A 23,389-nucleotide genomic window follows, 5' to 3' on the forward strand; every position below is an offset into this window, starting at 1 on the left:
TTGACCAATCACCTTGAAGGGCTGCGCGCACCCGGCAGCGGGCCCTCCGATCCCGAATCCGTGACCAGGAAGAAGATGCAGTTCTGGGACCGGAGCAAGTTCCTCATCGCCCTGGTGCTCGCCTACCTCGTCCTGACCTGGAAGGTGATGGCCGACTACGAGGGCGTCACCACCTTCCCCGACGCGGCCCGGTCCATCGCGAACGCCTACCCCTGGATCTTCTGGCTGCTGGGCGTCGAGCTCGTGCGTCAGCTGCACTTCCTCGTCAGCGAGCACTGGTCCGGCTACCACCGGTTCTGGAGCCAGAAGGTCTTCGGCGGCTTCGAGCGGTGGACGCACCGGCGTTTCGACGACTGGACGCGCTACCGGCTCTCCCGCGCGCTCAAGATCGCCTTCCTGGTCGCGCTGGTCGCCCTGGTGCTAGGGGCGGTGCTGGACGTCAGCCCGTTCGCCGCGCTCATGCAGGCGCCCGCGCTGATCTGGCAGGCGTTGCCGTTCTTCCTCCAGATCGTCTTCCTGTTCTTCTTCGTCATCATCCAGTTCGTCGGCCTGTTCTGGTTCCTGTCGCGCGGCGGCGTGGAGACGTACTTCCCCGACGACATCAAGACCCGCTTCAACGACGTCTGGGGGCAGGACCACGTGGTCGAGCGGGTCCGCGAGAACATCGTCTTCCTGGAACGGCCCGACGAGATCGAGCGGCGCGGCGGGTACGTCCCCAGCGGCCTGCTGCTGTGGGGCCCGCCCGGCACCGGCAAGACCCTCATGGCCGAGGCCGTGGCCGGCGAGACCGGCAAGCCGTACGTGTTCGTGGACCCGGGCGCGTTCACGAACATGTTCATGGGCATCGGCATCCTCAAGGTCAAGACGCTGTTCAGGAAGCTGCGCAAGCTGGCGCTCCGCTACGGCGGCGTCATCGTCTTCTTCGACGAGGCCGACTCGCTCGGCAAGCGCGGCCGGCTCGCCCAGCAGGGGCCCAACGTGCCCGGCGGCGGCTTCTCCGCGATGACGGACGCGCACGGCTGCCACGGCTTCGGCTACCTGTCGGAGCCGACCAGGCAGATGCTCACCTTCCGCTCCCGGCACGAGGAGCGCGACGAGCCCGGCGGGCGCGAGCGCTTCATGATGGGCGGCGGCATGATGGGCGGCGGCGACCCGGGCACCCTCCAGGCGCTGCTCACCGAGCTGTCCGGGCTCAAGAAACCGCGCGGCTTCTTCAACCGGTTCGTCCGCCGGCTGCTCGGCATGCGGCCCAAGCCGCCGCCCAAATACCGCATCCTCGTCATGATGGCCACCAACCGGCCCGACGCGCTCGACGAGGCGCTGCTGCGGCCCGGCCGCATCGACCGCATCTACAAGGTCGGCTATCCGTCCAAGGCCGGGCGAGTGCGCACCTACCAGGGCTACTTCGACAAGGTCTGGCACGAGCTCACCCCGGAGCAGATCGACAAGCTCGCCACCATCACCCCGTACGCGACGGGCGCCACGATCAAGGACCTGGTCAACGAGTCACTGATCACCGCCATCCGCGACGGCCGGGAGATCATCACCTGGTCCGACGTGCTGCGCGCCAAACGGCTCAAGCAGCTCGGCCCGCCCGAGGACGTCGAGTACATCGAGCGCGAGCGGCACGCGGTCGCCGTGCACGAGGCCTGTCACGCCGTGGTGGCGTACGCGACCAGGTTCCACCTGGAGATCGACATCGCCACCATCGAGAAGGGCGCCGACTACCTCGGCATGGTCGCCTCGATCAAGCCCGAGGACCAGTTCACCCGGTGGAAGTCCGAGCACGAGGCCGACATCATGGTGTCGCTGGCGTCGCTGGCCGGCGAGCGCATGTTCTTCGGCGAGGACAACTCCTCCGGCGTCTCCGGCGACCTGTTCTCGGCGACCTACCTGACGGCCATGATGGAGTCGTACTGGGGCATGGGATCGGGCGTCACCTCGCTGCCCGCGCTCCAGGAGCTGGAGATCCTGGGCGGCAAGGCCGTGCGCAAGCGCCCGGCCGGCGGGGGCGGCGGCATCGGCATCACCGACAGGGAGCCGGCCAGGCGCGAGCCCGACCTCACCCCCGACGTGCTGGGGGAGCGGATCGAGTTCAACCTGGTACGGCTGCTGGAGCAGACCGAGGAGCTGCTGCGCGAGCACCGCAGGGAGGTGCTCTGCGTGGCGCACGCGCTGGAGACGCACAAGACGCTCAACGGCGACGACGTCGTGGCGATCATCCGGCGCGAGCCCGGGCCGCTCGTCGACGGCACCGTCTACGCCTCCGACACGCTCTACGAGGAGCTGGAGGAGTACCACGCGGAGGCGGCGCGGGCGCACCGGGAGCACAGCCGGGTCGAGCGCGAGCTGCCGGGCCCGGCCCGCGCGCCCGTCCCGGCGGCGACGGCCCACGCGGGGGGCACCGTCGCGACGGCCGTCCAGATCGGACCCCCGCCCCCGCCCCCGGTGATCGTGCCGTCCCCGATCCCACCTCCCGCAGCCCTGGGGGAGGGCGCCGAGCGGCCGGAGTTCGTGCCGTGGGCGGCCGAGCAGCGGCCGCCCGCGCCGGCGGCGCCGGTGGTGGTCGGGCCGGCGGCCACCGTGCCGGAGCCCTCGCGGGGACGCCGGGCCGCGGGCAGGGTGTGGCTGGTCGTCGCCAGCCTGCTCGGCCTGGTCGTGCTGTCCGTCATCGCCGCGCTGGCCGTGACGGGCGCGGGCGGCAACCTGTTCAACGCCGCCGGTTCCCCGGGGATCGCCTCGCCGGGGCTGCTGCTGGTGCTGTTCGTGGTGATCGTCGCGGTCATCGTGGGCGGCGGGCTCGCGCTGGTCGCGGTCAAGGGCGTCCGCGCGGCCCAGGCGAAGGCCGAGCGAGAGCGCGACGAGGCGCACGCGCGGGCGCAGCTCCTCGCCGCCGCCATGGACCCGGACACCGCGCTGCGGCTGCTCGGCTACGACGGCAACGGGAACGGCAACGGGCGCGACGGCCGTACCTGACCGCGGGCCTGAGGAGCGCGGCCGGAGCCTTCAGCGGCTCCGGTCGCGCTCCTCGCGTTCCTGGTGCCGGTCGTGCTCCTCGTGGACCCGGCGCAGCAGCGCCAGCAGCTTGTCCTCCTCGCGGATGCGCCTGCGGTACTTCTCCGGCAGCTCCCGCAGGTCCCGCTCCTTGGCGCACACCTTCGCGAACAGCTCCGCCCGCCGCTTCGGGTCGTGCTCGACCTCCAGGTACTCCTGGGTGTAGCGGCGCGCGGCCGAGACGGTGCTCTGCGCCCGGCCCTTCGGGCTGGCCAGCGAGGCGACCACGGTGACCAGCAGGACGGCGATGATCACTATCAGGGACAGGCCGGTGCTGATCTCGACGACCGGCACGGGCTCGCCGTCGTTGATGAACGGCACGTTGTTCTCGTGCAGCGCGTGCAGGATCAGCTTGACCCCGATGAAGCCCAGGATGACGGCCAGGCCGTAGGCCAGGTAGATCAGCCGGTCGAGCAGGTCGTCGATGAGGAAGTAGAGCTGGCGCAGCCCCAGCAGCGAGAACGCGGTGGCGGTGAAGACGATGTAGACGTTCTGGGTGAGGCCGAAGATCGCGGGGATCGAGTCGAGCGCGAACAGGATGTCGGTGCCGCCGATGGCGATCATCACCAGCAGCATCGGGGTCATGACCCGCCGGCCGTCCTTGACGGTGAACAGCCGGTCGCCGTCGTAGACGTCCGTCGCGGGGAAGACCCGGCGGGCCAGGCGCACCATGAGGTTGTCGGGGGAGTGGCTCTCCTCGCTCTCGGGCTTGAGCAGGTTGCCCGCGGTGAGCAGCAGGATCAGGCCGAACAGGTAGAACACCCAGGCGAAGGTGTTGATCAGGGCCGCGCCCAGCAGGATGAACAGCGTCCGCGCGACGAGCGAGAACACGATGCCGAACAGCAGCGCCTTCTGCTGGTCGGCGCGCGGCACCTTGAAGCTCGACATGATGACGAGGAAGACGAAGAGGTTGTCGACCGACAGCGCCTTCTCCGTCACGTAACCGGCGAAGTACTCGGCGCCGGGGTCGGAGCCGCCGAAGAACCACACGCCGGCGCCGAAGACGAGGGCGATGCCGACGTACAGGGCCGACCAGAGCGACGCCTCGCGCAGCGAGGGGATGTGCGCCTTGCGCACGTGGAAGAAGAAGTCGAACAGCAGCAGCGCGACGATCCCGGCGATCGTGAGACCCCAGACCAGCGGCGAGACGCTCATGAGTAACGTCTGTCCCACCTTCCGCTGGTTATGCCTCCCGTGACCTTCCTATGAGGCTGCCTGCGCCTTAACACGGCGTTCACATTCGGGCAAAAAGCGGGAAACGGCCGTCCGCAAGACTCGGCGTGGCTGGAAGAGACGTGAAAGGGACCACCGTGAGCTACAAGGCTGAGTACATCTGGATCGACGGCACCGAGCCCACCGCCCTGCTGCGTTCGAAGACCAGGATCGTGGCTGACGGGGTCGAGCCGCCGGTGTGGGGCTTCGACGGCTCCAGCACCAACCAGGCCCAGGGCCACGCGTCCGACCGCGTGCTCCGCCCTGTCTTCACGTGTCCCGACCCGATCCGCGGCGGCGACCACAAGCTCGTGCTGTGCGAGGTCGAGGAGACCAACGGCGAGCCGCACGCCAGCAACACCCGCGCCCTGCTGCGTCCGATCGCCGAGCAGTTCGCCGACCAGGAGTCCTGGTTCGGCATCGAGCAGGAGTACACCTTCTTCAAGGGCAGCCGCCCGCTCGGCTTCCCCGAGGGCGGCTTCCCCGCCCCGCAGGGCCACTACTACTGCGGCGTGGGCGCCGAGGCCGTGTTCGGCCGCGAGATCGTCGAGCTGCACCTCGACCGCTGCCTCGCCGCCGGCCTGAAGATCTCCGGCATCAACGCCGAGGTCATGCCCGGCCAGTGGGAGTTCCAGGTCGGCCCGGCGGGCCCGATCGAGGTCGCCGACCACCTGTGGGTCGCCCGCTACCTGCTCTACCGGACCGCCGAGGAGTTCGGCGTGGAGGCCACCCTCGACGCCAAGCCCGCCCGCGGCGACTGGAACGGCGCCGGCGCCCACACCAACTTCTCGACCAAGGCCATGCGTGAGGGCTACGACGCCATCATCACCGCCTGCGAGGCCCTCGGCGAGGGCGACAAGCCGATGGAGCACGTGCGCCAGTACGGCGCCGACATCGAGCTCCGCCTCACCGGCCACCACGAGACCGCCCCGTGGAACAAGTACACCTACGGCGTCTCCGACCGCGGCGCGTCGGTGCGCATCCCGTGGCAGGTCGAGGTGGACAGGAAGGGTTACATCGAGGACCGCCGCCCCAACGCCAACGTCGACCCGTACGTGGTCACCCGCCTGCTGGTGAACACCTGCTGCGCGGCGCTGGAGAAGGCCGGCCAGGTCTGATCCCAGACGTGAAAGGGGGCTCCCGCCGGGCGGGAGCCCCCTTTTCGCGCGCTCAGGGCAGGCGGGTCTCGGCGAGCCGGAAGTCCAGGTCGGGGACGATCTCCGCGACGTCCATCTGCGCCTTCTGCAGCCGGCCCGAGTGGTCCCAGTTCATCGCCTGCCAGCGGGTGAACTGGTCGAGCACCCACATGCCCGACTGGCGGCTGCCGTTGCCCGACTTGCCGTTGCCGCCGAACGGCAGGTGCGCCTCGGCCCCGGAGGTGGAGTTGTTGACGCTGACCATGCCGGCCGAGACGCCCTCGCGGAAGCGGAAGGCGCTCCGCGCGTCGCTCGTGTAGATCGAGCTGGACAGCCCGTAGCCGGGCAGGTTGGCCAGCTCGACGGCCTCGTCCAGGGTGGCGAAGGTCGTGACGCCCACGATCGGGCCGAACGTCTCCTCCATGAACAGCCTGTCGCCGGGACGTACGCCGTCCACGACCACCGGGTGGTAGTAGAGGCCCTCGCCGCCGTCGAAGCCGCCGCGCGGGTTGTCCTTCGTGATGCGCCCGACAGGCCCCGACACCACCGTGTGGTGCGGCTGGATCCAGGTGAGGTATTCCTCGTAGCGGTCGGCGAACTTGCGGTCGAGCAGCGGTCCGGCCAGCACGTCACCGGTGGGGTCGCCGACGGTGGCGGCCGCCAGCGCCCGCACCAGCCGCTCGACGAACGCGTCGTGGACGCTCTCGTGCACGATCGCCGTGCCGAGGCTGGTGCAGCGCTGGCCCGCGGTGCCGAAGCCGGAGAACAGCGCGCCCTCGGCGGCGAGGTCGAGGTCGGCGTCCGGCATGATCACCATGGGGTTCTTGCCGCCCAGCTCCAGGCAGGCCGACTGCAGGTGCCGGCCGGTCAGCTCGCCGATGCGCCGCCCGACCTCGCTGGAGCCGGTGAAGCCCACCTTGTGCACGGTGCCCTCGCCGAGCGCCCGCTCCAGGCCCGCGAACGTCTCCGCGCCGTCCGCGAAGAGCACGTTGAGCACGCCGTCGGGCAGGCCCGCCGCGGTGAAGAGCTGGAACATGGCGTGGGCGGAGGCGGCGGCGTACTCGGCGGGCTTCCACACCACCGCGTTGCCGCACAGCAGGGCCGGGACGAGATACCACGAGGGGACGGCCACCGGGAAGTTGCCCGCCGTGATGACCGCCGCCACGCCGACCGGGTTGCGGAAGGTGAACAGGTTCTTGTCCGGCATCTCCGACGGCACCGTCTGGCCGTACAGCCGGCGGCCCTCGCCCAGGAAGAAGTCACAGGTGTCGACGATCTCGCGGACCTCGCCCAGCGCCTCCGCGTACGGCTTGCCGATCTCCTCGGTCACCAGCCGGGCCAGCGCCTCGGCGTTGGCCTCCACGAGCCGCCCGATCGAGGCGATCACCCGGCCGCGCACCGGCGCCGGCACCTTCGCCCACTCGCGCTGCGCCTCCGCCGCGGTGCGGCAGGCGGCGGCGAACGTGGCCGCGTCCGCCAGGCCGACCCGCGCCACGACCTCGGCCGGCCTGGCCGGGTTGGTCGAGTCGTACGTGGCCGTGCTCGCGGCCTCCTTGCCGCCCACGACGGACATGATTTGTCGGCTCACCGGGCCTCCTCCGTAAGTGTTGCGGTAGACGCTAGCCCTCCTGAGCCAATTTACGCAGCTCCGGCCCGTAGGCGGGATCGGCGAGCGCGGCGGCGAACTGCGCCTTCAGGTAGTTGAGCGGAGTGCCGGTGTCCCACCAGGTGCCGTCGATGACCTGCCCGTAGACCGGGTTGCCGGCGGCGGCGTGACGGTGCAGGGCGTCGGTGAGGTAGATCTCGCCCTCGGGATGCTCGTGCCAGCGGCGGGTGGCGGCCTCCAGCTCCGCCACCACGCCCGGGGTGACGACGTAGCCGCCGATGGCGGCGTAACGGGACGGGGCCTCCTCCGGGCGCGGCTTCTCCACCAGCCCCGAGATGCGCAGCCGGCCGCCGCCGAGATCCTCCTCGACCACGGGGACGCCGTAGCGGGAGGCGTCCTCGACCGCCATCGGCATCAGGGCCAGCACCGGGGCCCCCGTCGCCTCGTAGGCGGACTTGAGCTGCCGGGCGCGCGGCACCTCGGCCACGAACACGTCGTCGGCCCACAGCACCATGAACGGCTCGTCGCCGATGACGCGGGCGGCGTTGAGCACCGGCGTGCCGTTGCCGTAGGGGCCGTTCTGGTACAGGTACGTGATGTGGGCCAGCGACGACAGCTCGGCCATCGCCGCCGCCAGCTCGTCCTTGCCGGCCGCGGCCAGTTGCGCCTCCAGGTCGGCGTCGGGCGCGAAGTGCCGCTGGACCAGCTCCTTGCGTGAGGAGGTGACGATGGTGATGTCGTCGATGCCCGACTCCACCAGCTCCCTGATCGTGTGCTCGATGACGGGCTTGTCGCCGATCGGCAGCATCTCCTTCGGCAGCGCCTTGGTCAGAGGCAGCAGCCTCGTGCCCAGACCGGCCACCGGGATCACGGCTTTGCGCACCACGTCGATCTCCTTCGCGAGGTGTGGGCACGTCACCGGGATCATTTCATGACGAAATCACCACGAACGGTTCGGTGCGGACGTCTCGGCCGAGCTCGCGATGTCCTTCCGCGTGGTCAGCGCCAGCTGTTCCGCGAGGTCGGCGAGGGCCCGCGAGGCCGCCAGCTCGTCGCCGATCAGCGGCACCGACGGGTCCGACGGGTTGCGTCGCGCCCGCCCCTGACCCGTCACCTCGACACCGGCGTCGGTCACCAGCTCCGCCCGCGCCGAGGTGTCGTCGCCGTCCTCGGTCAGCTCCAGGCGTACGTTCCATTCTTTCGCTCTCATGGCACCCGGCTGCCCACCCGCGGCTCGAGGAAACTCCGCCGGAACTCGCGTTCGGCCAGCGCCTTCACGGCGGCCAGCCGGCCGCGTACGGCGAGGAAGTCGGCCGACTGCGACAGCAGCAGATAGACGAGGCCCGGCACGCCCGGGCGGCAGCGGATCCGCTGCCGCGACACCAGCCGCGTGCGCCCCTCGCCGAGGTCGCGCAGCGCGATCGTCCACGCGAGCGTGACGTGGAAGGCGCGGATCGACAGCACCAGCAGCCGGTCCGGCTCCGCCTGCGTCACCCGGTAGCCCACGTCGTCGCCTTTGGCCGGCAGCAGGTCGCCGACCTCGAGCTTCCCCGGCTCCGGCGCGAAGCGCTCGTCCGGGCCGCTCACCTGCGCCAGCCACGGCCACACCGCCTCCGGCGGTGCCTCGATCGTGACGGCGCGGGTCGCGACGACGTGCGGGTGCGTCACCAGCTCGTCGCCCGGCAGCGCCGCGCGGGCCTCCTCGCGGGTCGCGCCCCAGCGCAGCAGCCGGGGACGGACGAGCAGCAGGTACGCGACCGGCACGGCCGCCCACCAGAAGGGCCGGGGGTTGGAGAAACCTCTCATGTCTTCAGTGTCCGTTCTGCCCCTTGACGGCGGCCAGTGCCGAAGGGCGGTGGTGGCGCGGACGTTCGGGTGGGCGTGCGGAGGTCCTTCGGCCCCCGCCTGATGGACCTCCGGCCCTGCGCCCTGCACCCGCCCGCGCGCTGCGATGGAAGGACGAGAGGAGGCCATCATGATCGTGGTGGGTGTGGACGGATCGATGACCGCGCGGGCGGCGGTGGACTGGGCGGCCGCGGACGCCTTCCGCGCGCACCTGCCGCTGCGGATCGTGCACGCGGTGGACCGCTCGCCGTACCAGGTGGACAGGTCCGGCGGCTCCAGGGGCGGCATCGGGGGCGGCGTCGGCGGCGACACGCTGGTCCGTGAGGGGCAGCGGGTGCTGCGTGAGGCCGTCGCCCTGGCGCGCGAGCGGCAGCCCTCGGTCGAGGTGACGACGCGGGACCTCGAGGGCTCGCCCGTGGCCGTGCTGCGCGAGCAGGCGGAGCGGGCCGACGAGATCGTGCTCGGCAGCCGGGGGCTCGGCGGCTTCGCCGGGACGCTGCTCGGCTCCGTCAGCGCCCAAGTGGCCGGGCAGGCGCGCTGCCCCGTCGTCGTCGTACGCGGCGAACGACGGCCCCGGCAGGGCAGGATCGTGGCCGGCGTGGACGACTCGCCGACGTCGGAGCCTGCGCTCGCCTACGCCTTCCAGCAGGCGGACCTGCGCGGCAGCGCCCTCCAGGTGGTGCACGCCTTCGCGCCGGAGATCGCCCGCGACCTCGACGAGGTGCGCGCCGGCCGGCACCGGGTCGTCCAGAAGCGGCTGCGGGCCTTCCGCGAGCGCTATCCGCACCTGGAGGTCGAGGAGACCGTCAGGTTCGCCCACCCGGTGGACGCGCTCACCGCGGCCTCCGCCGAGGCCGACCTGGTGGTGGTCGGCTCCCACGGGCGCGGGCCGTTCGGCGCGGCGGTGCTCGGCTCGGTCAGCCGGGGCGTCCTGCACCACGCCCGCTGCACGGTCGCCGTCGTACGGGCTCCGAGAGCGGACGTCCCCGCGCAGAGGACTTAAGCCACCACCGGCACGGGACGTTCGCCGGTGACGGGCACGCCCGCGGGTAGCGGAGCGTGGGAGGGGAAAGCGAGGTGGGAAGAGCATGACCATCGAAGTCAAGGACCTCATGGGACGGGTGGCCATCGCCGTCAGGCAGGACGCGTCGTTCGCCGACATCGTGGCCGCGATGAGGCGGTTCGCGGTCGGCGCCGTCACCGTCATCGACGCCGAGCGGCGTCCCGTGGGCGTGGTCACCGCGGACGATCTCCTCATGAAGGAGACCGACCAGGTGCGCCACAGCGTCTCGATGTACGAGTCGCACCGGCAGCGGGCGGAGCACGAGAAGGCGGCGGCGGTCACGGCCGCCCGGCTCATGACCTCGCCGGCGATCACCGTCACGCCCCGCGACCCGGTGCGGGTGGCGGCCCGGCTGATGCACGACAGGCGCGTCAAGCAGCTCCCCGTGGTCGACCCGGACACCGGCAGGATCGTCGGCACCCTCCACCAGCGGGACGTGCTGCGCGTCTTCACCCGGCCGGGCGAGGAGCTGGCGGCCGACGTGCGGGCCGTGCTGCCCGAGCGGGGGGCGTACACGGTCGAGATCGACCGGGGCGTGGTGCGCGTCGCGGGCGAGGCCGAACGGCGCTCGCAGGTGATCGCGCTCGTGGAGCGGCTGCGCGCGGTGGAGGGCGTCATCGACGTGGTCGCGGACGTGCGCTGCGCCGTGGACGACCTCGTGGCCATGCCGCCGGGTTGAGGACCAAAGGCCCCGCCAGGCGGGTCGTACGGCTCTGCGTCAGAACCGGGTGAAGCGATGTCCTTGAGATACCGGAAATCGACGCGATCTCCCCGAAAGGACGCCGTCATGACCGCCACCGCCAGCAAGCACGCCACCCGGGCCAACGTCGCCACCGAAAGCGCACGCCGCCCCGTGGACTACGTCTGGGCCGCCGCCCGCGTCGCCCTCGGCTGGGTCTTCCTGTGGGCCTTCCTGGACAAGACCTTCGGCTGGGGCTTCGCCACCCCGGCGGCCAAGGCCTGGATCAACGGCGGCAGCCCCACCACCGGCTTCCTCAAGGGCACCGGCGAGAACGCCCTCGGCGGCCTGTTCACCGCGCTGGCCGGACAGGTCTGGGTGGACTGGCTGTTCATGCTCGGCCTCCTCGGCGTCGGCGCCGCGCTCGTCCTCGGGGTCGGCACGCGGATCGCCGCCGTCGCCGGGACCCTGATGCTGGTGCTCATGTGGGCGGCCGAGCTGCCCCTCACCACGAACCCGTTCATGGACGAGCACATCATCTACGCGATCGTCCTCGTCGGTCTGGCCCTCGCCGACGCCGGCGCCACCCTCGGCCTCGGCAACCTGCGGATCGTCCGCGAGCACGCGTGGCTCAGGTAGCCGGACCGCCCGCCCCGGAACCGGCTTCCCGCAGAACAGACACACCCGCCAGAACGTGGCCGACCACATGGTCGGCCACGTTCGCGTCCACCGGCCAGACGCCGTGGTCGATCCACACGCTGCGCAGCCCGGCCGCCCTCGCGCCCGTGACGTCCGTGGCCGGGTCGTCGCCCACCATCCAGCCCCCGGCCGCCAGGTCCGCCCCGCAGCGCCGGGCCGCGATCGCGAACAGCTCCGCCGCCGGTTTGTGCACGCCCTCCGCGCCGGAGATCGCGTAACCGTCGATCAGCGCGTCCAGCCCCGTCCGCCGGATCTTGGCGAGCTGGCGCTCGCCCGAGCCGTTCGTGGCGATCCCCACCCGCCAGCCGCCGGCGCGCAGCTCGGCCAGCGCCTCGCGGACCCCCGGATAGCAGTCCACCAGGTACGGCAGCCGCCGCCGGAACGCCTCCCACAGCTCGGCCGCCGGCTCGGGCAGCCCGAACCGCCGCCGCACCCCCGCGAAGAACCGCGCCCGGTCCGCACCCGCCTCGGCGTCCAGCGCCGTGATCAGCCCGGCCGCCTCCGGCCCGAGCTTCCGCTCCTCCGCCAGCTCGGCGGCCCATCCGGCCACCGCCGTGTCCAGGTCGAGAAGGGTCCGGTCCAGGTCGAAGAGCACGAGCGGCGACATGCCCGCCAGCCTACGGCCGCGTACATGCCCGGAGGTCCCTCACGAAAAGGACTTTCGCCGCTGGGCCCGCCGCCCGCCCCGGCGATGTCATGGGAGCCGGAGTGATCAGGAGGCTGTGATGAGCATGGTGGGGTCCGACGGCTCCCTTACGGCACACGACACCGGGCCGCAGGCCGACCGGCTCGGCGACTACCTGGCCCGCATCGGCGGCACGCCGCTGCTGACCGCCGAGGAGGAGGTCGCGCTGGCCGGGCGCGTCGCGGCCGGCAGGTCCGCCGCCCGCCTGCTCGCCGCCGGCGACGCGCGGCCCGGCCTGGAGGAGCTGGCCGCCGACGGCCGGGCCGCGCGGGAGCACCTCATCCGGGCGAACCTGCGCCTCGTGGTCTCCGTCGCCAAGCGGTACGCCTACCGCGGCATGTCCTGGGCCGACGTCGTCCAGGACGGCAACCTGGGCCTCATGGAGGCCGTCGAACGCTTCGACCACACCCGCGGCCACCGCTTCGCCACCTGCGCCACCTGGTGGATCCGCAAGTACATCCAGCAAGGACTGGAGTACGCGCACACCGTGCGGCTGCCGATCGGCGTCCAGGACGAGCTCGGCAGGCTGTCGCGGGCCGAGAGCGCCGTCACGCAGCGCCTCGGCCGCACCCCCACCGAGGACGAGCTGGCCGCCCACCTCGGCGAGAAGCCCGCCAAGCTCGTCCTGCTGCGGCGGATCTCCCAGGGCTGCGTCAGCCTCGACCTGGCGCCCGGCGACCTCGTCGAGGACCCCGGCGGACCGGCGCCCGTGGAGAGCGCCGAGCGGGAGGCGCTGAAGGACGTGCTGACGGCGCTGGTGGCCGGGCTGGCGCCGCGCCAGGCGATGATCGTACGGATGCGCTACGGCCTGGACGGCCAGGACGAGCACACCCCCCGCCAGATCGCCGACCGGATGGGCGTGACCCCGCACTGGGTGCGCCAGCTCGAACGCGAGTCGCTGGCCCGCCTGTGCCGGCGCGGCACGAGGGCGGGCCTGACGGCCTGGATCGGCTGAATCGGCGCGTCCGGGCCTCGGCGGCGTCAGGCCGTGAAGTCAGCGAAGTCGAAGCCCGGCGAGACGACGCAGCTCACCAGCACCGGCTCGCCGGCCGCCGGCCGGGCCGACTGCGTGACGCCGCCGGGGACGACGGCCTGCGGGACCTCGCCGTCCTCGACCCGCGGCCCCAGGACGACCGTGCGCTCGCCGATCGTCAGCTCCAGCGGCCCGCCCCGGTGCCACAGCCAGACCTCGTCCGACTTCACCGCGTGCGGCACGGACTCCTCGCCCGGGTTGAGCAGGAAGTAGATGCCGGTCGCGGTGGCGCGGGGACCGGCGTAGCCGGGCGGCTCGAACGTCACCCCCGTACGCCAGGTCTCCCTGAACCACCCGCCCTCCGGGTGGGGGAGAAGGTCCAGGGCGGCGGCCACGGGCGGGCGCTCCACGAACGCGACCGGGGCGCCGGTGACGTCCCTGCGCAGGAAGCGGGTGCCGTCGAGGACGAGCTGTCCGGGCAGGCCGGCGGCCAGCGCGGCGGCCTCGTCGGCGACGTGGACGGACGGCCCGTCGGGATAGGTCTTGAGCTCCACCCGGCCGAGTCTAGGGGGCCGCGAAATGTCGGTCGGAGTGGCTAGTCTGCGACGGGTGATCGAACGGTGGAGCCGTGATCAGGTGCTCGCCCTCGCCCCCGACGCCGCCTCCCGCAAGGCCGCGCAGGGCGTGGCGTCGCCGGGGAAATGGCAGGTGCGCGGCGTGGCCGGCGCGCTTCTCTACGGCGCGTGCCGCGGCAGCGGCGCCACGCCCTACCTGGCGTGCGTCGACCTGACCGAGCCCGCCTACCGCTGCACCTGCCCCAGCCGGAAGTTCCCCTGCAAGCACGCGCTGGGGCTGCTGCTGCTGTGGGCGGGTGACGCCGTCCCGGCGGGAACCCAGGCCCCGGCCTGGGCCACCGAGTGGCTCACCGCCCGCACCGCCCGAGCCACCTCCACCCGATCTCCGGCGCAGCCCCCCACCGAGCCCGAATTGGCGCCGGAACGGCAGCCGGCCGGCGCCGGAGCCGGGGTGGGGCAGCAGTCCAATGGGGTCGGGGTGGGGCCGGAGCGACGCCCCGAGAAGGCGGAGGCCGGGCCGGAGCGGCAGCCCGCCGAAGCCGGGGCAGGGCGGCAGGCCGAGGAGGCCGAGGTAGGGCCGGGGCAGCAGGCCGATGGGGTCGAGATGGGACCGGCGCGGCAGCCCGCCGCGGCGGAGTCGGTGCGGCATGGGCGGGTGGGTGCGGGGCTGGCCGAGGTGGAGCGGTGGCTGGCCGACCAGGTCAGGCAGGGGCTCGCGGGAGCGGCCGAGCACGAGTGGGACGGCCTGGCCAAGCGCCTCATCGACGCGCAGGCCCCCGGCGTCGCGGGCATGGTGTCGCGGCTGGCCCAGGTGCGGGCGGGCGACGACTGGCCGGGCCGGCTGCTGGCCGAGTACGCGCTGATCAACCTGCTCGCCGTCGCCTACCGGCGGCGCGCCGAGCTGCCCGCTCCGCTGGCCCGTACCGTCCTCATCCGCGCCGGATTCCCCGTCACGCGGGAGGAGGTGCTGGCCGGCCCGGCCCTCCGCGACCACTGGGACGTCCTGGGCCGCCGCGACGAGGTGCAGGACCGCCTGACCGCGCGCCGCGTGTGGCTGCGCGGGCGACGGAGCGGGCGGGCCGCGCTGGTGCTGTCGTTCGCGCCGCAGGGCCAGCCGCTGGACGCCTCCCTGGTCACGGGCGTCACCCTCGACGCCGACGTCGCCTTCTACCCCGGCGCGGCCCCCTTGCGGGCCCTGGTCGCCGACCGGCACGGCACCGTCCCCGCCGCCGGCCCACCGCCCGGCGGCCCGCCCGAGGAGGCGCTGGAGGAGGTCGCCCGCGCCGTGGCGGAGGACCCGTGGGTGGAGTCGTGGCCGGTGGTGCTGGCGGACGTCGTCCCCGAGCGGACCGCGCTCGGCGGGCTCCCGCTGCACCCCGCCGCCCACGACCCCTGGCGACTGCTCGCGGTGTCGGGCGGCCATCCGCTCACGGTGGCGGCCGAGTGGACGCCGCGGGGCCTGCGCCCCCTCACCACCTGGGACGACGACGGCGCGGCGGTGATCTTGTGAGCGTACGAGGGCCGGTGGGAGCAGTGAGGGAGGGGGCTCGGTGAGCCGGTGGGACGAGTTGACGTCGGCGGCGCTCGTGGGCACCGATCGGCGGCCGTACCACGGTGTGCTGCTGGAGGACGCGGCCGTAGAGGTGGCGCGCCTGCGGGCGGGGCGGCGCCTCGGCCCGCTCGCGCCTCCGGACCCCGCGCCCGCCGAGGACCGCCCGGCCGTCGGACGGCAGGCGGCCGAGCGCCTGGCCCGCATCCTGGGCGGCGAGCACGAGCGGCTGCTGCCCGAGTGGCTGGCCGCCGCCGCGGCGACCGGCTGCCGCGTCCCCCCGCGCGTGCTGCCCGACCTGCTCGACCGCGGCCGGCGCGACGGCTCCATCCGGGCGCACCTCGGCGTGCTGGCCGGGCGGCGCGGCAGGTGGCTGGCCGCGCTCAACCCGGCGTGGGCCTACCTGCTGGCCGAGCCCACGGGCGAGACCTGGGAGCTCGGCGGCCCCGCCGACCGCCGCGCCCACCTGCGGGCGCTGCGCGCGGCCGACCCCGGCGAGGCGAGGCTGCTGCTGGAGAGCACGTGGGAGCGCGAGACCCCGGACGACCGGGCCGAGTTCGTCGCGCTGCTGTCCGACGGGCTGAGCATGGCCGACGAGCCGTTCCTGGAGGCCGCGCTCGACGACCGCCGCCGCGAGGTGCGCCAGACCGCCGCCAACCTCCTCACCCGCCTCCCCGCCTCCCGCATGGCGCGGCGGATGGCCGAGCGGCTGCGGTCGTGCGTCACCGTCACCGGCGACGTCATCGTCATCGAGGCCCCCGAGGCGTGCGACAAGGCGATGGAGCGCGACGGCATCCGTCCGAAGCCCCCGCGCGGCCTCGGCGAGCGCGCCTGGTGGCTCCAGCAGCTCATCTCCCGCGCCCCCCTCGCGGCTTGGGGCCACCCGCCCGAGCGGCTGCTGGCCATGCGCGTACCCGACTGGGACGCCGAGGTCAGGACCGCCTGGGTACGCGCCGCCGTGCTCCAGCGCGACCCCGCGTGGGCGCGGGCGATGTTCGGCTGGGACCCGATCGCCGACCTGCTGGTGTCGCTGCCGCCGCAGGAGCAGCAGGACCTGGCGGCCGGTTTCGTACGCGGCCACGAACCCGACAGCCAGCTCATCATGGTGCTCGGCGGCGTGTCGTCCCCGTGGAAGGAGGAGCTGGCCACGGCCGTCCTCCACAAGATCGTCAAGGTGTCGGCCACGCAGCCGTGGAACCTCGGCGAGCTGGTCAAGCTGGCCGGCGAGCACATCGACCCTTCGCTGTTCCCGCTGGCCGAGAGCTATTCGCCGGTCGAGCCGATCCAGCAGGTCGCGGCCCTGCTGCGGTTCCGCGCCGACCTGCACAAGGAGTTGTTGCCCGAGATGTCCGACAGCGCCCCGGTCATGAGACCGACGAAGGAGCACCCATGACCGTTCTGCGCCCGCACGCGGAAGACCAGTACGCCGAGGAGCTCGCCCTCCTCGCCAAGGACGACGACCGGCCACGGCCGCCGGGCTGGCGGCTGTCGCCGTGGGCGGTCACCACCTACGTGCTGGGCGACGGCGACCGCGTCACCCCCAAGTACATCGGTCCCCGCCGCATCGTCGAGGTCGCCGTCGCCACGCTCGCCACCGACCGCGCGCTGCTGCTGCTCGGCGTGCCCGGCACCGCCAAGACGTGGCTGTCGGAGCACTTGGCCGCCGCCGTCAGCGGCGACTCCACGCTGCTCGTTCAGGGCACGGCCGGCACCGCCGAGGAGGCCGTACGCTACGGCTGGAACTACGCCCGCCTCCTCGCCGAGGGCCCCTCGCTCGACGCGCTCACCCCGTCGCCCGTCATGCGGGCCATGGCCGAGGGGCGCATCGCCAGGGTCGAGGAGCTGACCCGCATGCCGTCCGACGTCCAGGACGCGCTGATCACCGTCCTCTCGGAGAAGACGCTGCCGATCCCCGAGCTCAACCGCGAAGTGCAGGCCGAACGCGGCTTCAACGTCATCGCCACCGCCAACGACCGCGACCGTGGCGTCAACGAGCTGTCCAGCGCCCTGCGCCGCCGCTTCAACACCGTGGTGCTGCCGGTGCCGGCGACCGCCGAGGAGGAGGTCGACATCGTCGCCCGGCGCGTCGCCCAGCTCGGGCGCTCGCTGGAGCTGCCGGAGACGGCCACGGGGCTGGAGGAGATCCGGCGGGTGGTGACGGTCTTCCGCGAGCTGCGCATGGGCGTCACCGAGGACGGGCGCACCAAGCTCAAGTCGCCGAGCGGCACGCTGTCCACGGCCGAGGCCATCTCCGTGCTGACCAGCGGCATCGCGCTCGCCGCCCACTTCGGCGACGGCGTCCTGCGCCCGGCCGACGTCGCCGCGGGCATCGTCGGGGCCGTGGTGCAGGAGCCGGTGTCCGACCGGGTGGTGTGGCGCGAATACCTGGAGACCGTGGTCCGCGAGCGCTCCGACTGGCGCGACTTCTACCGAGCCTGCCGCGAGGCCACATGACCACGTCCGGAGTGCTGGTGGTGGGGGAGGCGCGCGTGACGGTGCTCGGCGTGCGCCACCACGGGCCGGGCTCGGCCAGGGCCGTCCGCGCCGAGCTCGAACGCCTGCGCCCCGACGCGATCCTCATCGAGGGGCCGCCCGAGGCCGACGCGCTCGTCCGCCTCGCCCCTGGTCTCGACCCGCCCGTCGCGCTGCTGGCGCACGTGCCGGGGGCGCCGTCCCGTGCGGCGTTCTGGCCGTTCGCCGGGTTCTCGCCCGAGTGGCAGGCGATCCTGTACGGGGTGTCGGCCGGCGTACCGGTGCGCTTCTGCGATCTGCCGGCCGCGCACACCCTGGCCGAGGACCCGCGAGGCGGCGAGGACCAGCCGCCCGACGCACGACCGGCCGACCCCATCGGCACACTGGCCGCCGCGGCCGGCTACGACGACCCGGAACGCTGGTGGGAGGACGTCGTCGAGCACCGGCCCGGCCCCACCGCCGAAGCGCCGGCACACGGGCCGGCGCCCTGGTTCGAGGTGATCGCCGAGGCCATGGCCACCGTACGCGAGGGTCACGTGCCCGACGAGCGGGAGGCCAGGCGCGAGGCCTACATGCGCAGGACCGTCCGCGCCGCGCTCAAACAGGGCCACACCCGCGTCGCGGTCGTCTGCGGCGCCTGGCACGTGCCCGCGCTCGCCGGCCCGCAGCCGTCCGCCGCGGCCGACAACGCGCTGCTGCGCGGCCTGCCCAAGGTGAAGGTGGAGCTGACCTGGGTGCCGTGGACGTACGGCCGGCTCGCCTCCTGGAGTGGCTACGGCGCGGGCGTCACCTCGCCGGGCTGGTACCACCACCTTTTCACCGTGCCCGACCACCCGGTGGAGCGGTGGCTGGCCGAGGCGGCCGGGGTGCTGCGCGACGAAGGGCTCGCGGTGTCGTCCGCGCACGTCATCGAGTCCGTACGGCTCGCCGAGAGCCTGGCCGCGCTCCGCGGCCGGCCCCTGGCCGGGCTGAGCGAGGTCACCGAGGCGGCACGGGCGGTCCTGTGCGAGGGCGACGACCTGGCGGTGGAGCTGATCCAGCGGCGGCTGGTCGTCGGCGACCGGCTCGGCCATGTACCGGACGGCGTGCCGATGGTGCCGCTCCAGCGCGACCTGCGCGACCAGCAACGGCGACTGCGGCTGCGGCCCGAGGCGCTCGACCGCGAGCTCGACCTCGACCTGCGCAAACCCCTCGACCTCGAACGCAGCCACCTGCTGCACCGGCTGCGGCTGCTGGAGGTGGGCTGGGGCACGCCGGGGCAGGCGCGCGGCAAGGGCACCTTCCGCGAGACGTGGACCCTGCGGTGGCGGCCGGAGCACGATCTCGCGCTCATCGAGCACGCCGCGCTCGGCACCACCGTCGCGGCGGCGGCCACGCGGCGCGCCGCCGACCGCGCCGGGGGCGGCTCGGCGGCGCTGGCGGAGCTGACGGCGCTGGTCGAGCACTGCCTGCTGGCCGACCTGCCGGACGCGCTGCCCGCCGTGCTCGCCGCACTGTCGGCGCGGGCCGCCCTGGACACCGACGTCACGCACCTCATGGCGGCGCTGCCCGCGATGGTCCGCGCCCACCGGTACGGCGACGTACGCGGCACCCCGGCCGAGGGGCTGGCGGTGATCGTCCGTTCGATGCTGGACCGGATCAGGATCGGGCTGCCGGTCGCCGTGACCGGCCTGGACGACGACGCCGCAGCCGACCTGCTCAAACACATCGACGCCGTCCACGCCGCCGTCGCCCTCCTCACCGAACACGTGGACCAGACGGAACAGGCGGAACACGCCGGATATGCGGAGCCCGTCGAGCGGCCCGAGGGGGGACGGGAGCGGGAACGCTGGCTGGCGACGTTGCGTGGGCTCAGCGACCGGCAGGATCTGCACGGCCTCATCGAAGGCCGGCTCACCCGGATCCTCCTCGACTGCGGCGAGCTCGACGACGCCGGCGACCGCATGTCCCGGGCCATGTCCCGCGGACAGGCGCCCGCGCGGGCCGCGTCCTGGGTGGAGGGTTTCCTGAGCGGGGGCGGCCTGCTGCTGGTGCACGACCCGCGGCTGCTCTCCCTGGTGGACGGCTGGCTCACCGGGCTGTCCGGCGACCAGTTCACCGACGTGCTGCCGCTGCTGCGCCGTACGTTCGGCGCGTTCGCCGCCCCCGAGCGCCGTTCGATCGGCGAGCGCCTGCGTTCGGCGGGACGCGAACGGGACCGGGACGACGCCCACGACCTGGACGACCGCCGCGCGGCCGGCGCCGTCGCCACCGTCCTGTCGATCATCGGCCGCACACCCGCCCGCACACCCGCCCGCACGACCGAGGGGGAACGATGAACGACGAGCGGATGCGGCGCTGGCGGCTGGTGCTGGGAGGCGGCGACGCCGACGGGGTCGGGTTCGGGCTGCAGGGGGACGACGCCCACATGGACGCCGCCCTCGCCGCCGTCTACGACCACGGCGAGGGCGGCGGCGCCGGGACCGGCGGCGGCGGCAGAGAGGGCGGGCTGGGGGCGTCGGCCCCGCGCGTGGCGCGCTGGCTCGGCGACATCCGGACCTACTTCCCCGCCACGGTCGTCCAGGTGATGCAGAAGGACGCGATCGAACGGCTCAACCTCACCAGGCTCCTGCTGGAGCCGGAGATGCTGGAGGCCGTGGAGCCCGACGTGCACCTGGTCGGCACCCTGCTCGCGCTCAACAAGGTGATGCCCGACCAGGCCAGGGAGTCGGCGCGGGCGGTGGTCCGCACGGTGGTGGCGGAGCTGGAGCGCCGGCTGGCGCAGCGGACGCGGGCGGCGGTGGCGGGCGCGCTCGACCGCTCGGCGCGTACGCACCGCCCGAAGCGGACGGCCGACATCGACTGGGACCGTACGATCCGGGCGAACCTCAAGCACTACCTGCCCGACCGCAACACGGTGGTCCCGTCCCGGCTGGTCGGCTACGCCCGGCGCAGGCGGGCGGTGCAGCGGGAGGTCGTGCTGTGCGTCGACCAGAGCGGGTCGATGGCGGCGTCGGTGGTGTACTCAAGCGTGTTCGGGGCGGTGCTGGCCTCGATGAGGTCGTTGCGGACGTCGCTCGTGGTGTTCGACACGGCGGTGGTGGACCTCACGGACCAGCTGCACGACCCGGTGGAGCTGCTGTTCGGCACCCAGCTCGGCGGCGGCACCGACATCAACCGGGCCGTCGCCTACTGCCAGGGCCTCATCACCCGTCCGGCCGACTCGATCTTCGTCCTGGTCAGCGACCTGTACGAGGGCGGTGTCCGGCAGGAGATGCTGCGCCGGGTGGCGGCGATGAAGGAGGCCGGCGTCCAGGTGATCGTGCTGCTGGCGCTGTCCGACGAGGGGGCGCCCTTCTACGACCACGAGAACGCCGCCGCGCTGGCCGCGATGGGGGTGCCGGCGTTCGCCTGCACCCCCGACGCCTTTCCCGGGCTGATGGCGGCGGCGATCGAGCGCCGCGACATCGGCCGCTGGGCGGAGCACACCTTCGGAGCCTGATCCCACAGCCCTGCCGTCCTCATGGCCGGCGGGGCTCAGTGGGCGGGTTCCTGGTCGGGGCGGGCGTGCCGGGGCAGCAGGAACGACAGCGCGAACGTCAGCACCAGCAGCCCGACCTCGACCCACACCGTGACCTCCATCGAGGCGCCGAACCCCCACTGGTCGGCGAGCAGGTTGAAGAACAGGGTCCCCAGCACGGCGCTGCCGAGCGCGCCGCCGAGCTGCTGCACGGCGGTCAGCGTCCCGGACGCCGAGCCGGACTCGTGCGGCTCGACGCCGGCGAGCACGATGTCGAAGAACGGCGCCATGGTGAGCCCCATGCCGATGCCGACGAGGCCCAGGCCGGGGGCGAGCTGCCAGACGGTGACGTCGAGCCCGGCGAAGTGGATGGTGAGCGCGAGCACGGCCGCGCCCGCCCCCATCACGGTCGCGCCGATCTGCAGCAGCCCGCGCCCGAGCTTCTCCTGCAGCCCGGACATCGCCAGGCCGAAGCCGACCACGCCGCCGACGGCCTGCGGCAGCCCGGCGAGGCCCGCCTTGAGCGGGGAGAAGCCGAGCCCCATCTGGGTGTAGAGGGCGAAGACCAGGCCGATGCCCATCATGCCGGTGAAGAAGGCGAGCCCGGCGACGAGCCCGCCGGTGAAGGCGCGCTTGCGGAACAGGCCGGGGACGACCAGCGGGTCCTTGCCGGAGGCGGCGCGGCGGGTCTCGTACCGGGCGAACACGGCGAAGACCACGATCGAGGCGGCCATGGACGCGAACGTCCACCAGGGCCAGCCCTGCTCGCGCCCCTGGATGAGCGGGTAGATGAGCAGCAGCGCGGCGAGCGAGACCAGCCCGACGCCGCCGAGGTCGAGCCGGGTGGCGTTGGACAGGCGGAACTCGGGCAGGAAGCGGATCCCGGCGAGCGCGGCGGCGAGGCCGAGCGGCAGGTTGATCAGGAAGATCATGCGCCAGCCGGTGCCGAAGAAGTCGGCGTCGACGAGCCAGCCGGCGAGCACCGGGCCGCCGACCGACGAGATGGTCATGACCGGCCCGAACATGCCGAACGCCTTGCCCATCTCGTGCGGCGGGAACATCTCCTTGATCAGGCCCAGCCCCTGGGGCAGCATCACGGCGCCGAACAGGCCCTGCAGCACCCGTGCGGCGATCAGCATCTCGGGGCTGACGGCGACGCCGCACAGCAGCGAGGCCGCGGTGAAGCCGAAGGCGCCGATGAGGAACATGCGCTTGCGGCCGTAGAGGTCGCCGAGCCGGCCGCCGGTGATGAGGCCGACGGCCATGGCGAGCGTGTAGCCGGCGCCGAGCCACTGCACGAGGCTGTCGCTCCCGCCCAGGTCGCGCTGGATGGTGGGGGCGGCGATGGTGGTGACCAGGGCGTCGAGCAGGTCCATGACCTCGGCGGCGAGGATCACGAAGAGCGCGACCCATCGCCACCGGTAGCCCTGGGCCTCGCCTGTCTCCTGGGAGGCGGTGACGGTCATCTTGGTAACTCCTGACGGATGAAACAGTGTTCTGGGGAACGAACGGTGTTCGTCACGAACACCGTTTTAGTAGCGAACACCGTTCGTGTCAAGTACAGTGTTCGGTATGGACCGGACGAGGACGACCGACGGCGTGCCCGCCCCTCCCTGGCGCAAGTCACGCCGGCAGCCGCAGCCCAAGCGCCAGCTCAGCCAGGACCTCATCGTCGAGGCCGGGCTGCGGATCCTGGACGACGAGGGGTTCGAGGCGCTCAGCATGCGGCGCGTCGCCCAGGAGCTCGACACCGGCCCCGCGTCCCTGTACGCGCACGTCGCGAACAAGGAGGAGCTGCTGGAGCTGATCTACGACCGGGTGCTCGGCGAGATCCGGCTGCCCGAGCGCGACGCGGCCCACTGGAAGGAGCAGCTGCGCGCGTACTGCCTGGAGGTGCACCGCGTCCTCGGCCACCACTCCGACGTGGCCCGCGCGGCGCTGGCGAGCATCCCCACCGGCCCCAACTCCCTGCGCGCGGGCGAGTTCGTCTACGGGCTGCTCATCGAGGCCGGCATGCACCCGAGGGAGGCGTCGCTGGTCATGGACCGTCTCTCGCTCTACCTCATCGGCGACGCCTACGAGGGCTCCCTGCACCGCGCCAGGATGCGTGCCGCCGGGCTGACCGACCCGCAGGAGTACTTCGAGCGGTTCTCCGGCCAGATCGCCACCTACTACCGCGCACTGCCCGCCTCCACCTTCCCGCACCTGCACCAGCACATCGACGAGCTGGTCGCCGACGACGGCGAGAACCGCTTCATGTACGGGCTGGAGCTGATGCTCGACGGCCTGGAGAACCGGATGCCCGGAGCCTGACCCGGCCCCGGTCCAGAGCCTGATCTAGG

Annotated in this window: 20 protein-coding genes; 12 read left to right on the plus strand and 8 right to left on the minus strand. The window is 73.1% G+C overall.

Translation table 11 applies throughout. The features are described from left to right. Positions 1-2,976, plus strand: a complete 2,976-nt coding sequence (locus AC27IY_RS38025; protein ID WP_487180963.1) for an AAA family ATPase — start codon at positions 1-3, stop codon at positions 2,974-2,976. A gap of 30 nt (positions 2,977-3,006) precedes the next feature. On the opposite strand, the gene AC27IY_RS38030 is transcribed toward AC27IY_RS38025, so the two are convergent. After that, positions 3,007-4,227 carry a TerC family protein gene (locus AC27IY_RS38030; protein WP_423450732.1) on the minus strand — a complete coding sequence of 407 codons (1,221 nt, stop codon included), beginning with the start codon at positions 4,225-4,227 and terminating at the stop codon, positions 3,007-3,009. Positions 4,228-4,364: 137 nt separating this feature from the next. Between AC27IY_RS38030 and glnII the strand changes: the two genes are divergently transcribed. After that, complete coding sequence (glnII, locus tag AC27IY_RS38035) at positions 4,365-5,384, plus strand: glutamine synthetase (RefSeq protein WP_423450731.1); 1,020 nt, start codon at positions 4,365-4,367, stop codon at positions 5,382-5,384. A 52-nt stretch (positions 5,385-5,436) separates the two neighbouring features. Here glnII and AC27IY_RS38040 read toward each other — a convergent pair whose 3' ends face one another. From AC27IY_RS38040 to AC27IY_RS38055, 4 genes are read right to left on the minus strand one after another with little or no spacing between them, the layout of a single operon-like run. Then, positions 5,437-6,990, minus strand: a complete 1,554-nt coding sequence (locus tag AC27IY_RS38040; RefSeq protein ID WP_487180964.1) for an aldehyde dehydrogenase family protein — start codon at positions 6,988-6,990, stop codon at positions 5,437-5,439. A gap of 31 nt (positions 6,991-7,021) precedes the next feature. After that, positions 7,022-7,894, minus strand: coding sequence for a UTP--glucose-1-phosphate uridylyltransferase (locus AC27IY_RS38045; protein ID WP_371249476.1), 873 nt, complete (start codon positions 7,892-7,894; stop codon positions 7,022-7,024). A 54-nt stretch (positions 7,895-7,948) separates the two neighbouring features. After that, complete coding sequence (locus tag AC27IY_RS38050) at positions 7,949-8,218, minus strand: DUF1876 domain-containing protein (RefSeq protein ID WP_344212010.1); 270 nt, start codon at positions 8,216-8,218, stop codon at positions 7,949-7,951. Continuing rightward, positions 8,215-8,814, minus strand: a complete 600-nt coding sequence (locus tag AC27IY_RS38055) for a hypothetical protein (protein WP_423476618.1) — start codon at positions 8,812-8,814, stop codon at positions 8,215-8,217. Before AC27IY_RS38055 ends, AC27IY_RS38050 begins: the two co-directional genes overlap by 4 nt. 169 nt (positions 8,815-8,983) lie before the next feature. Here AC27IY_RS38055 and AC27IY_RS38060 point away from each other — a divergent pair, with 169 nt between their 5' ends. The 3 genes from AC27IY_RS38060 to AC27IY_RS38070 all read left to right on the plus strand — a co-directional run bounded on the left by AC27IY_RS38060 (position 8,984) and on the right by AC27IY_RS38070 (position 11,234). Next, positions 8,984-9,856, plus strand: a complete 873-nt coding sequence (locus AC27IY_RS38060) for a universal stress protein (protein ID WP_487180965.1) — start codon at positions 8,984-8,986, stop codon at positions 9,854-9,856. A gap of 85 nt (positions 9,857-9,941) precedes the next feature. After that, positions 9,942-10,595, plus strand: a complete 654-nt coding sequence (locus AC27IY_RS38065) for a CBS domain-containing protein (protein ID WP_423450725.1) — start codon at positions 9,942-9,944, stop codon at positions 10,593-10,595. Positions 10,596-10,703: 108 nt separating this feature from the next. Next, entirely contained in the window at positions 10,704-11,234 is a 531-nt protein-coding gene (locus AC27IY_RS38070; protein WP_487180966.1) for a hypothetical protein, read from the plus strand. Here AC27IY_RS38070 and AC27IY_RS38075 read toward each other — a convergent pair. Continuing rightward, complete coding sequence (locus AC27IY_RS38075; protein ID WP_487180967.1) at positions 11,227-11,901, minus strand: HAD family hydrolase; 675 nt, start codon at positions 11,899-11,901, stop codon at positions 11,227-11,229. The genes AC27IY_RS38070 and AC27IY_RS38075 overlap by 8 nt on opposite strands. A 118-nt stretch (positions 11,902-12,019) precedes the next feature. Here AC27IY_RS38075 and AC27IY_RS38080 point away from each other — a divergent pair, with 118 nt between their 5' ends. After that, complete coding sequence (locus AC27IY_RS38080; RefSeq protein ID WP_487180968.1) at positions 12,020-12,934, plus strand: sigma-70 family RNA polymerase sigma factor; 915 nt, start codon at positions 12,020-12,022, stop codon at positions 12,932-12,934. 26 nt (positions 12,935-12,960) lie between these two features. Here AC27IY_RS38080 and AC27IY_RS38085 read toward each other — a convergent pair whose 3' ends face one another. Next, the gene (locus AC27IY_RS38085; RefSeq protein WP_423450721.1) at positions 12,961-13,506 is read right to left on the minus strand and encodes a cupin domain-containing protein; all 546 of its coding nucleotides are present in this window, start codon (positions 13,504-13,506) and stop codon (positions 12,961-12,963) included. A 55-nt stretch (positions 13,507-13,561) separates the two neighbouring features. Between AC27IY_RS38085 and AC27IY_RS38090 the strand changes: the two genes are divergently transcribed. From AC27IY_RS38090 to AC27IY_RS38110, 5 genes are read left to right on the plus strand one after another with little or no spacing between them, the layout of a single operon-like run. Then, positions 13,562-15,037, plus strand: a complete 1,476-nt coding sequence (locus AC27IY_RS38090) for an SWIM zinc finger family protein (RefSeq protein WP_487180969.1) — start codon at positions 13,562-13,564, stop codon at positions 15,035-15,037. A 40-nt stretch (positions 15,038-15,077) separates the two neighbouring features. Then, positions 15,078-16,469 carry a DUF5691 domain-containing protein gene (locus tag AC27IY_RS38095; RefSeq protein WP_487180970.1) on the plus strand — a complete coding sequence of 464 codons (1,392 nt, stop codon included), beginning with the start codon at positions 15,078-15,080 and terminating at the stop codon, positions 16,467-16,469. After that, positions 16,466-17,530, plus strand: coding sequence for an ATP-binding protein (locus AC27IY_RS38100; RefSeq protein ID WP_344211990.1), 1,065 nt, complete (start codon positions 16,466-16,468; stop codon positions 17,528-17,530). Before AC27IY_RS38095 ends, AC27IY_RS38100 begins: the two co-directional genes overlap by 4 nt. Further along, on the plus strand, positions 17,527-19,866 hold the full coding sequence (locus AC27IY_RS38105; RefSeq protein ID WP_487180971.1) for a DUF5682 family protein: 2,340 nt from the start codon (positions 17,527-17,529) through the stop codon (positions 19,864-19,866). The genes AC27IY_RS38100 and AC27IY_RS38105 overlap by 4 nt, the downstream gene beginning before the upstream one ends. Continuing rightward, the gene (locus AC27IY_RS38110; RefSeq protein ID WP_344211986.1) at positions 19,863-21,029 is read left to right on the plus strand and encodes a VWA domain-containing protein; all 1,167 of its coding nucleotides are present in this window, start codon (positions 19,863-19,865) and stop codon (positions 21,027-21,029) included. Before AC27IY_RS38105 ends, AC27IY_RS38110 begins: the two co-directional genes overlap by 4 nt. Before the next feature lie 35 nt (positions 21,030-21,064). On the opposite strand, the gene AC27IY_RS38115 is transcribed toward AC27IY_RS38110, so the two are convergent. Then, positions 21,065-22,513, minus strand: coding sequence for an MFS transporter (locus tag AC27IY_RS38115; protein ID WP_487180972.1), 1,449 nt, complete (start codon positions 22,511-22,513; stop codon positions 21,065-21,067). 106 nt (positions 22,514-22,619) lie between these two features. Here AC27IY_RS38115 and AC27IY_RS38120 point away from each other — a divergent pair, with 106 nt between their 5' ends. After that, positions 22,620-23,360 (plus strand): TetR/AcrR family transcriptional regulator, encoded by a 741-nt coding sequence (locus AC27IY_RS38120; protein ID WP_344211982.1) that lies wholly within the window; start codon positions 22,620-22,622, stop codon positions 23,358-23,360. The last annotated feature ends 29 nt before the right edge of the window (positions 23,361-23,389 follow it).

This window comes from Nonomuraea sp. B208 (assembly GCF_057536035.1).

Coding starts and splice junctions, on each gene's coding strand:
- AC27IY_RS38050 (WP_344212010.1), bottom strand. CDS start 8,218: ATGAGAGCGAAAGAATGGAACGTACGCCTGGAGCTGACCGAGGACGGC.
- AC27IY_RS38055 (WP_423476618.1), bottom strand. CDS start 8,814: ATGAGAGGTTTCTCCAACCCCCGGCCCTTCTGGTGGGCGGCCGTGCCG.
- AC27IY_RS38060 (WP_487180965.1), top strand. CDS start 8,984: ATGATCGTGGTGGGTGTGGACGGATCGATGACCGCGCGGGCGGCGGTG.
- AC27IY_RS38065 (WP_423450725.1), top strand. CDS start 9,942: ATGACCATCGAAGTCAAGGACCTCATGGGACGGGTGGCCATCGCCGTC.
- AC27IY_RS38070 (WP_487180966.1), top strand. CDS start 10,704: ATGACCGCCACCGCCAGCAAGCACGCCACCCGGGCCAACGTCGCCACC.
- AC27IY_RS38075 (WP_487180967.1), bottom strand. CDS start 11,901: ATGTCGCCGCTCGTGCTCTTCGACCTGGACCGGACCCTTCTCGACCTG.
- AC27IY_RS38080 (WP_487180968.1), top strand. CDS start 12,020: ATGAGCATGGTGGGGTCCGACGGCTCCCTTACGGCACACGACACCGGG.
- AC27IY_RS38100 (WP_344211990.1), top strand. CDS start 16,466: ATGACCGTTCTGCGCCCGCACGCGGAAGACCAGTACGCCGAGGAGCTC.
- AC27IY_RS38105 (WP_487180971.1), top strand. CDS start 17,527: ATGACCACGTCCGGAGTGCTGGTGGTGGGGGAGGCGCGCGTGACGGTG.
- AC27IY_RS38110 (WP_344211986.1), top strand. CDS start 19,863: ATGAACGACGAGCGGATGCGGCGCTGGCGGCTGGTGCTGGGAGGCGGC.
- AC27IY_RS38115 (WP_487180972.1), bottom strand. CDS start 22,513: ATGACCGTCACCGCCTCCCAGGAGACAGGCGAGGCCCAGGGCTACCGG.
- AC27IY_RS38120 (WP_344211982.1), top strand. CDS start 22,620: ATGGACCGGACGAGGACGACCGACGGCGTGCCCGCCCCTCCCTGGCGC.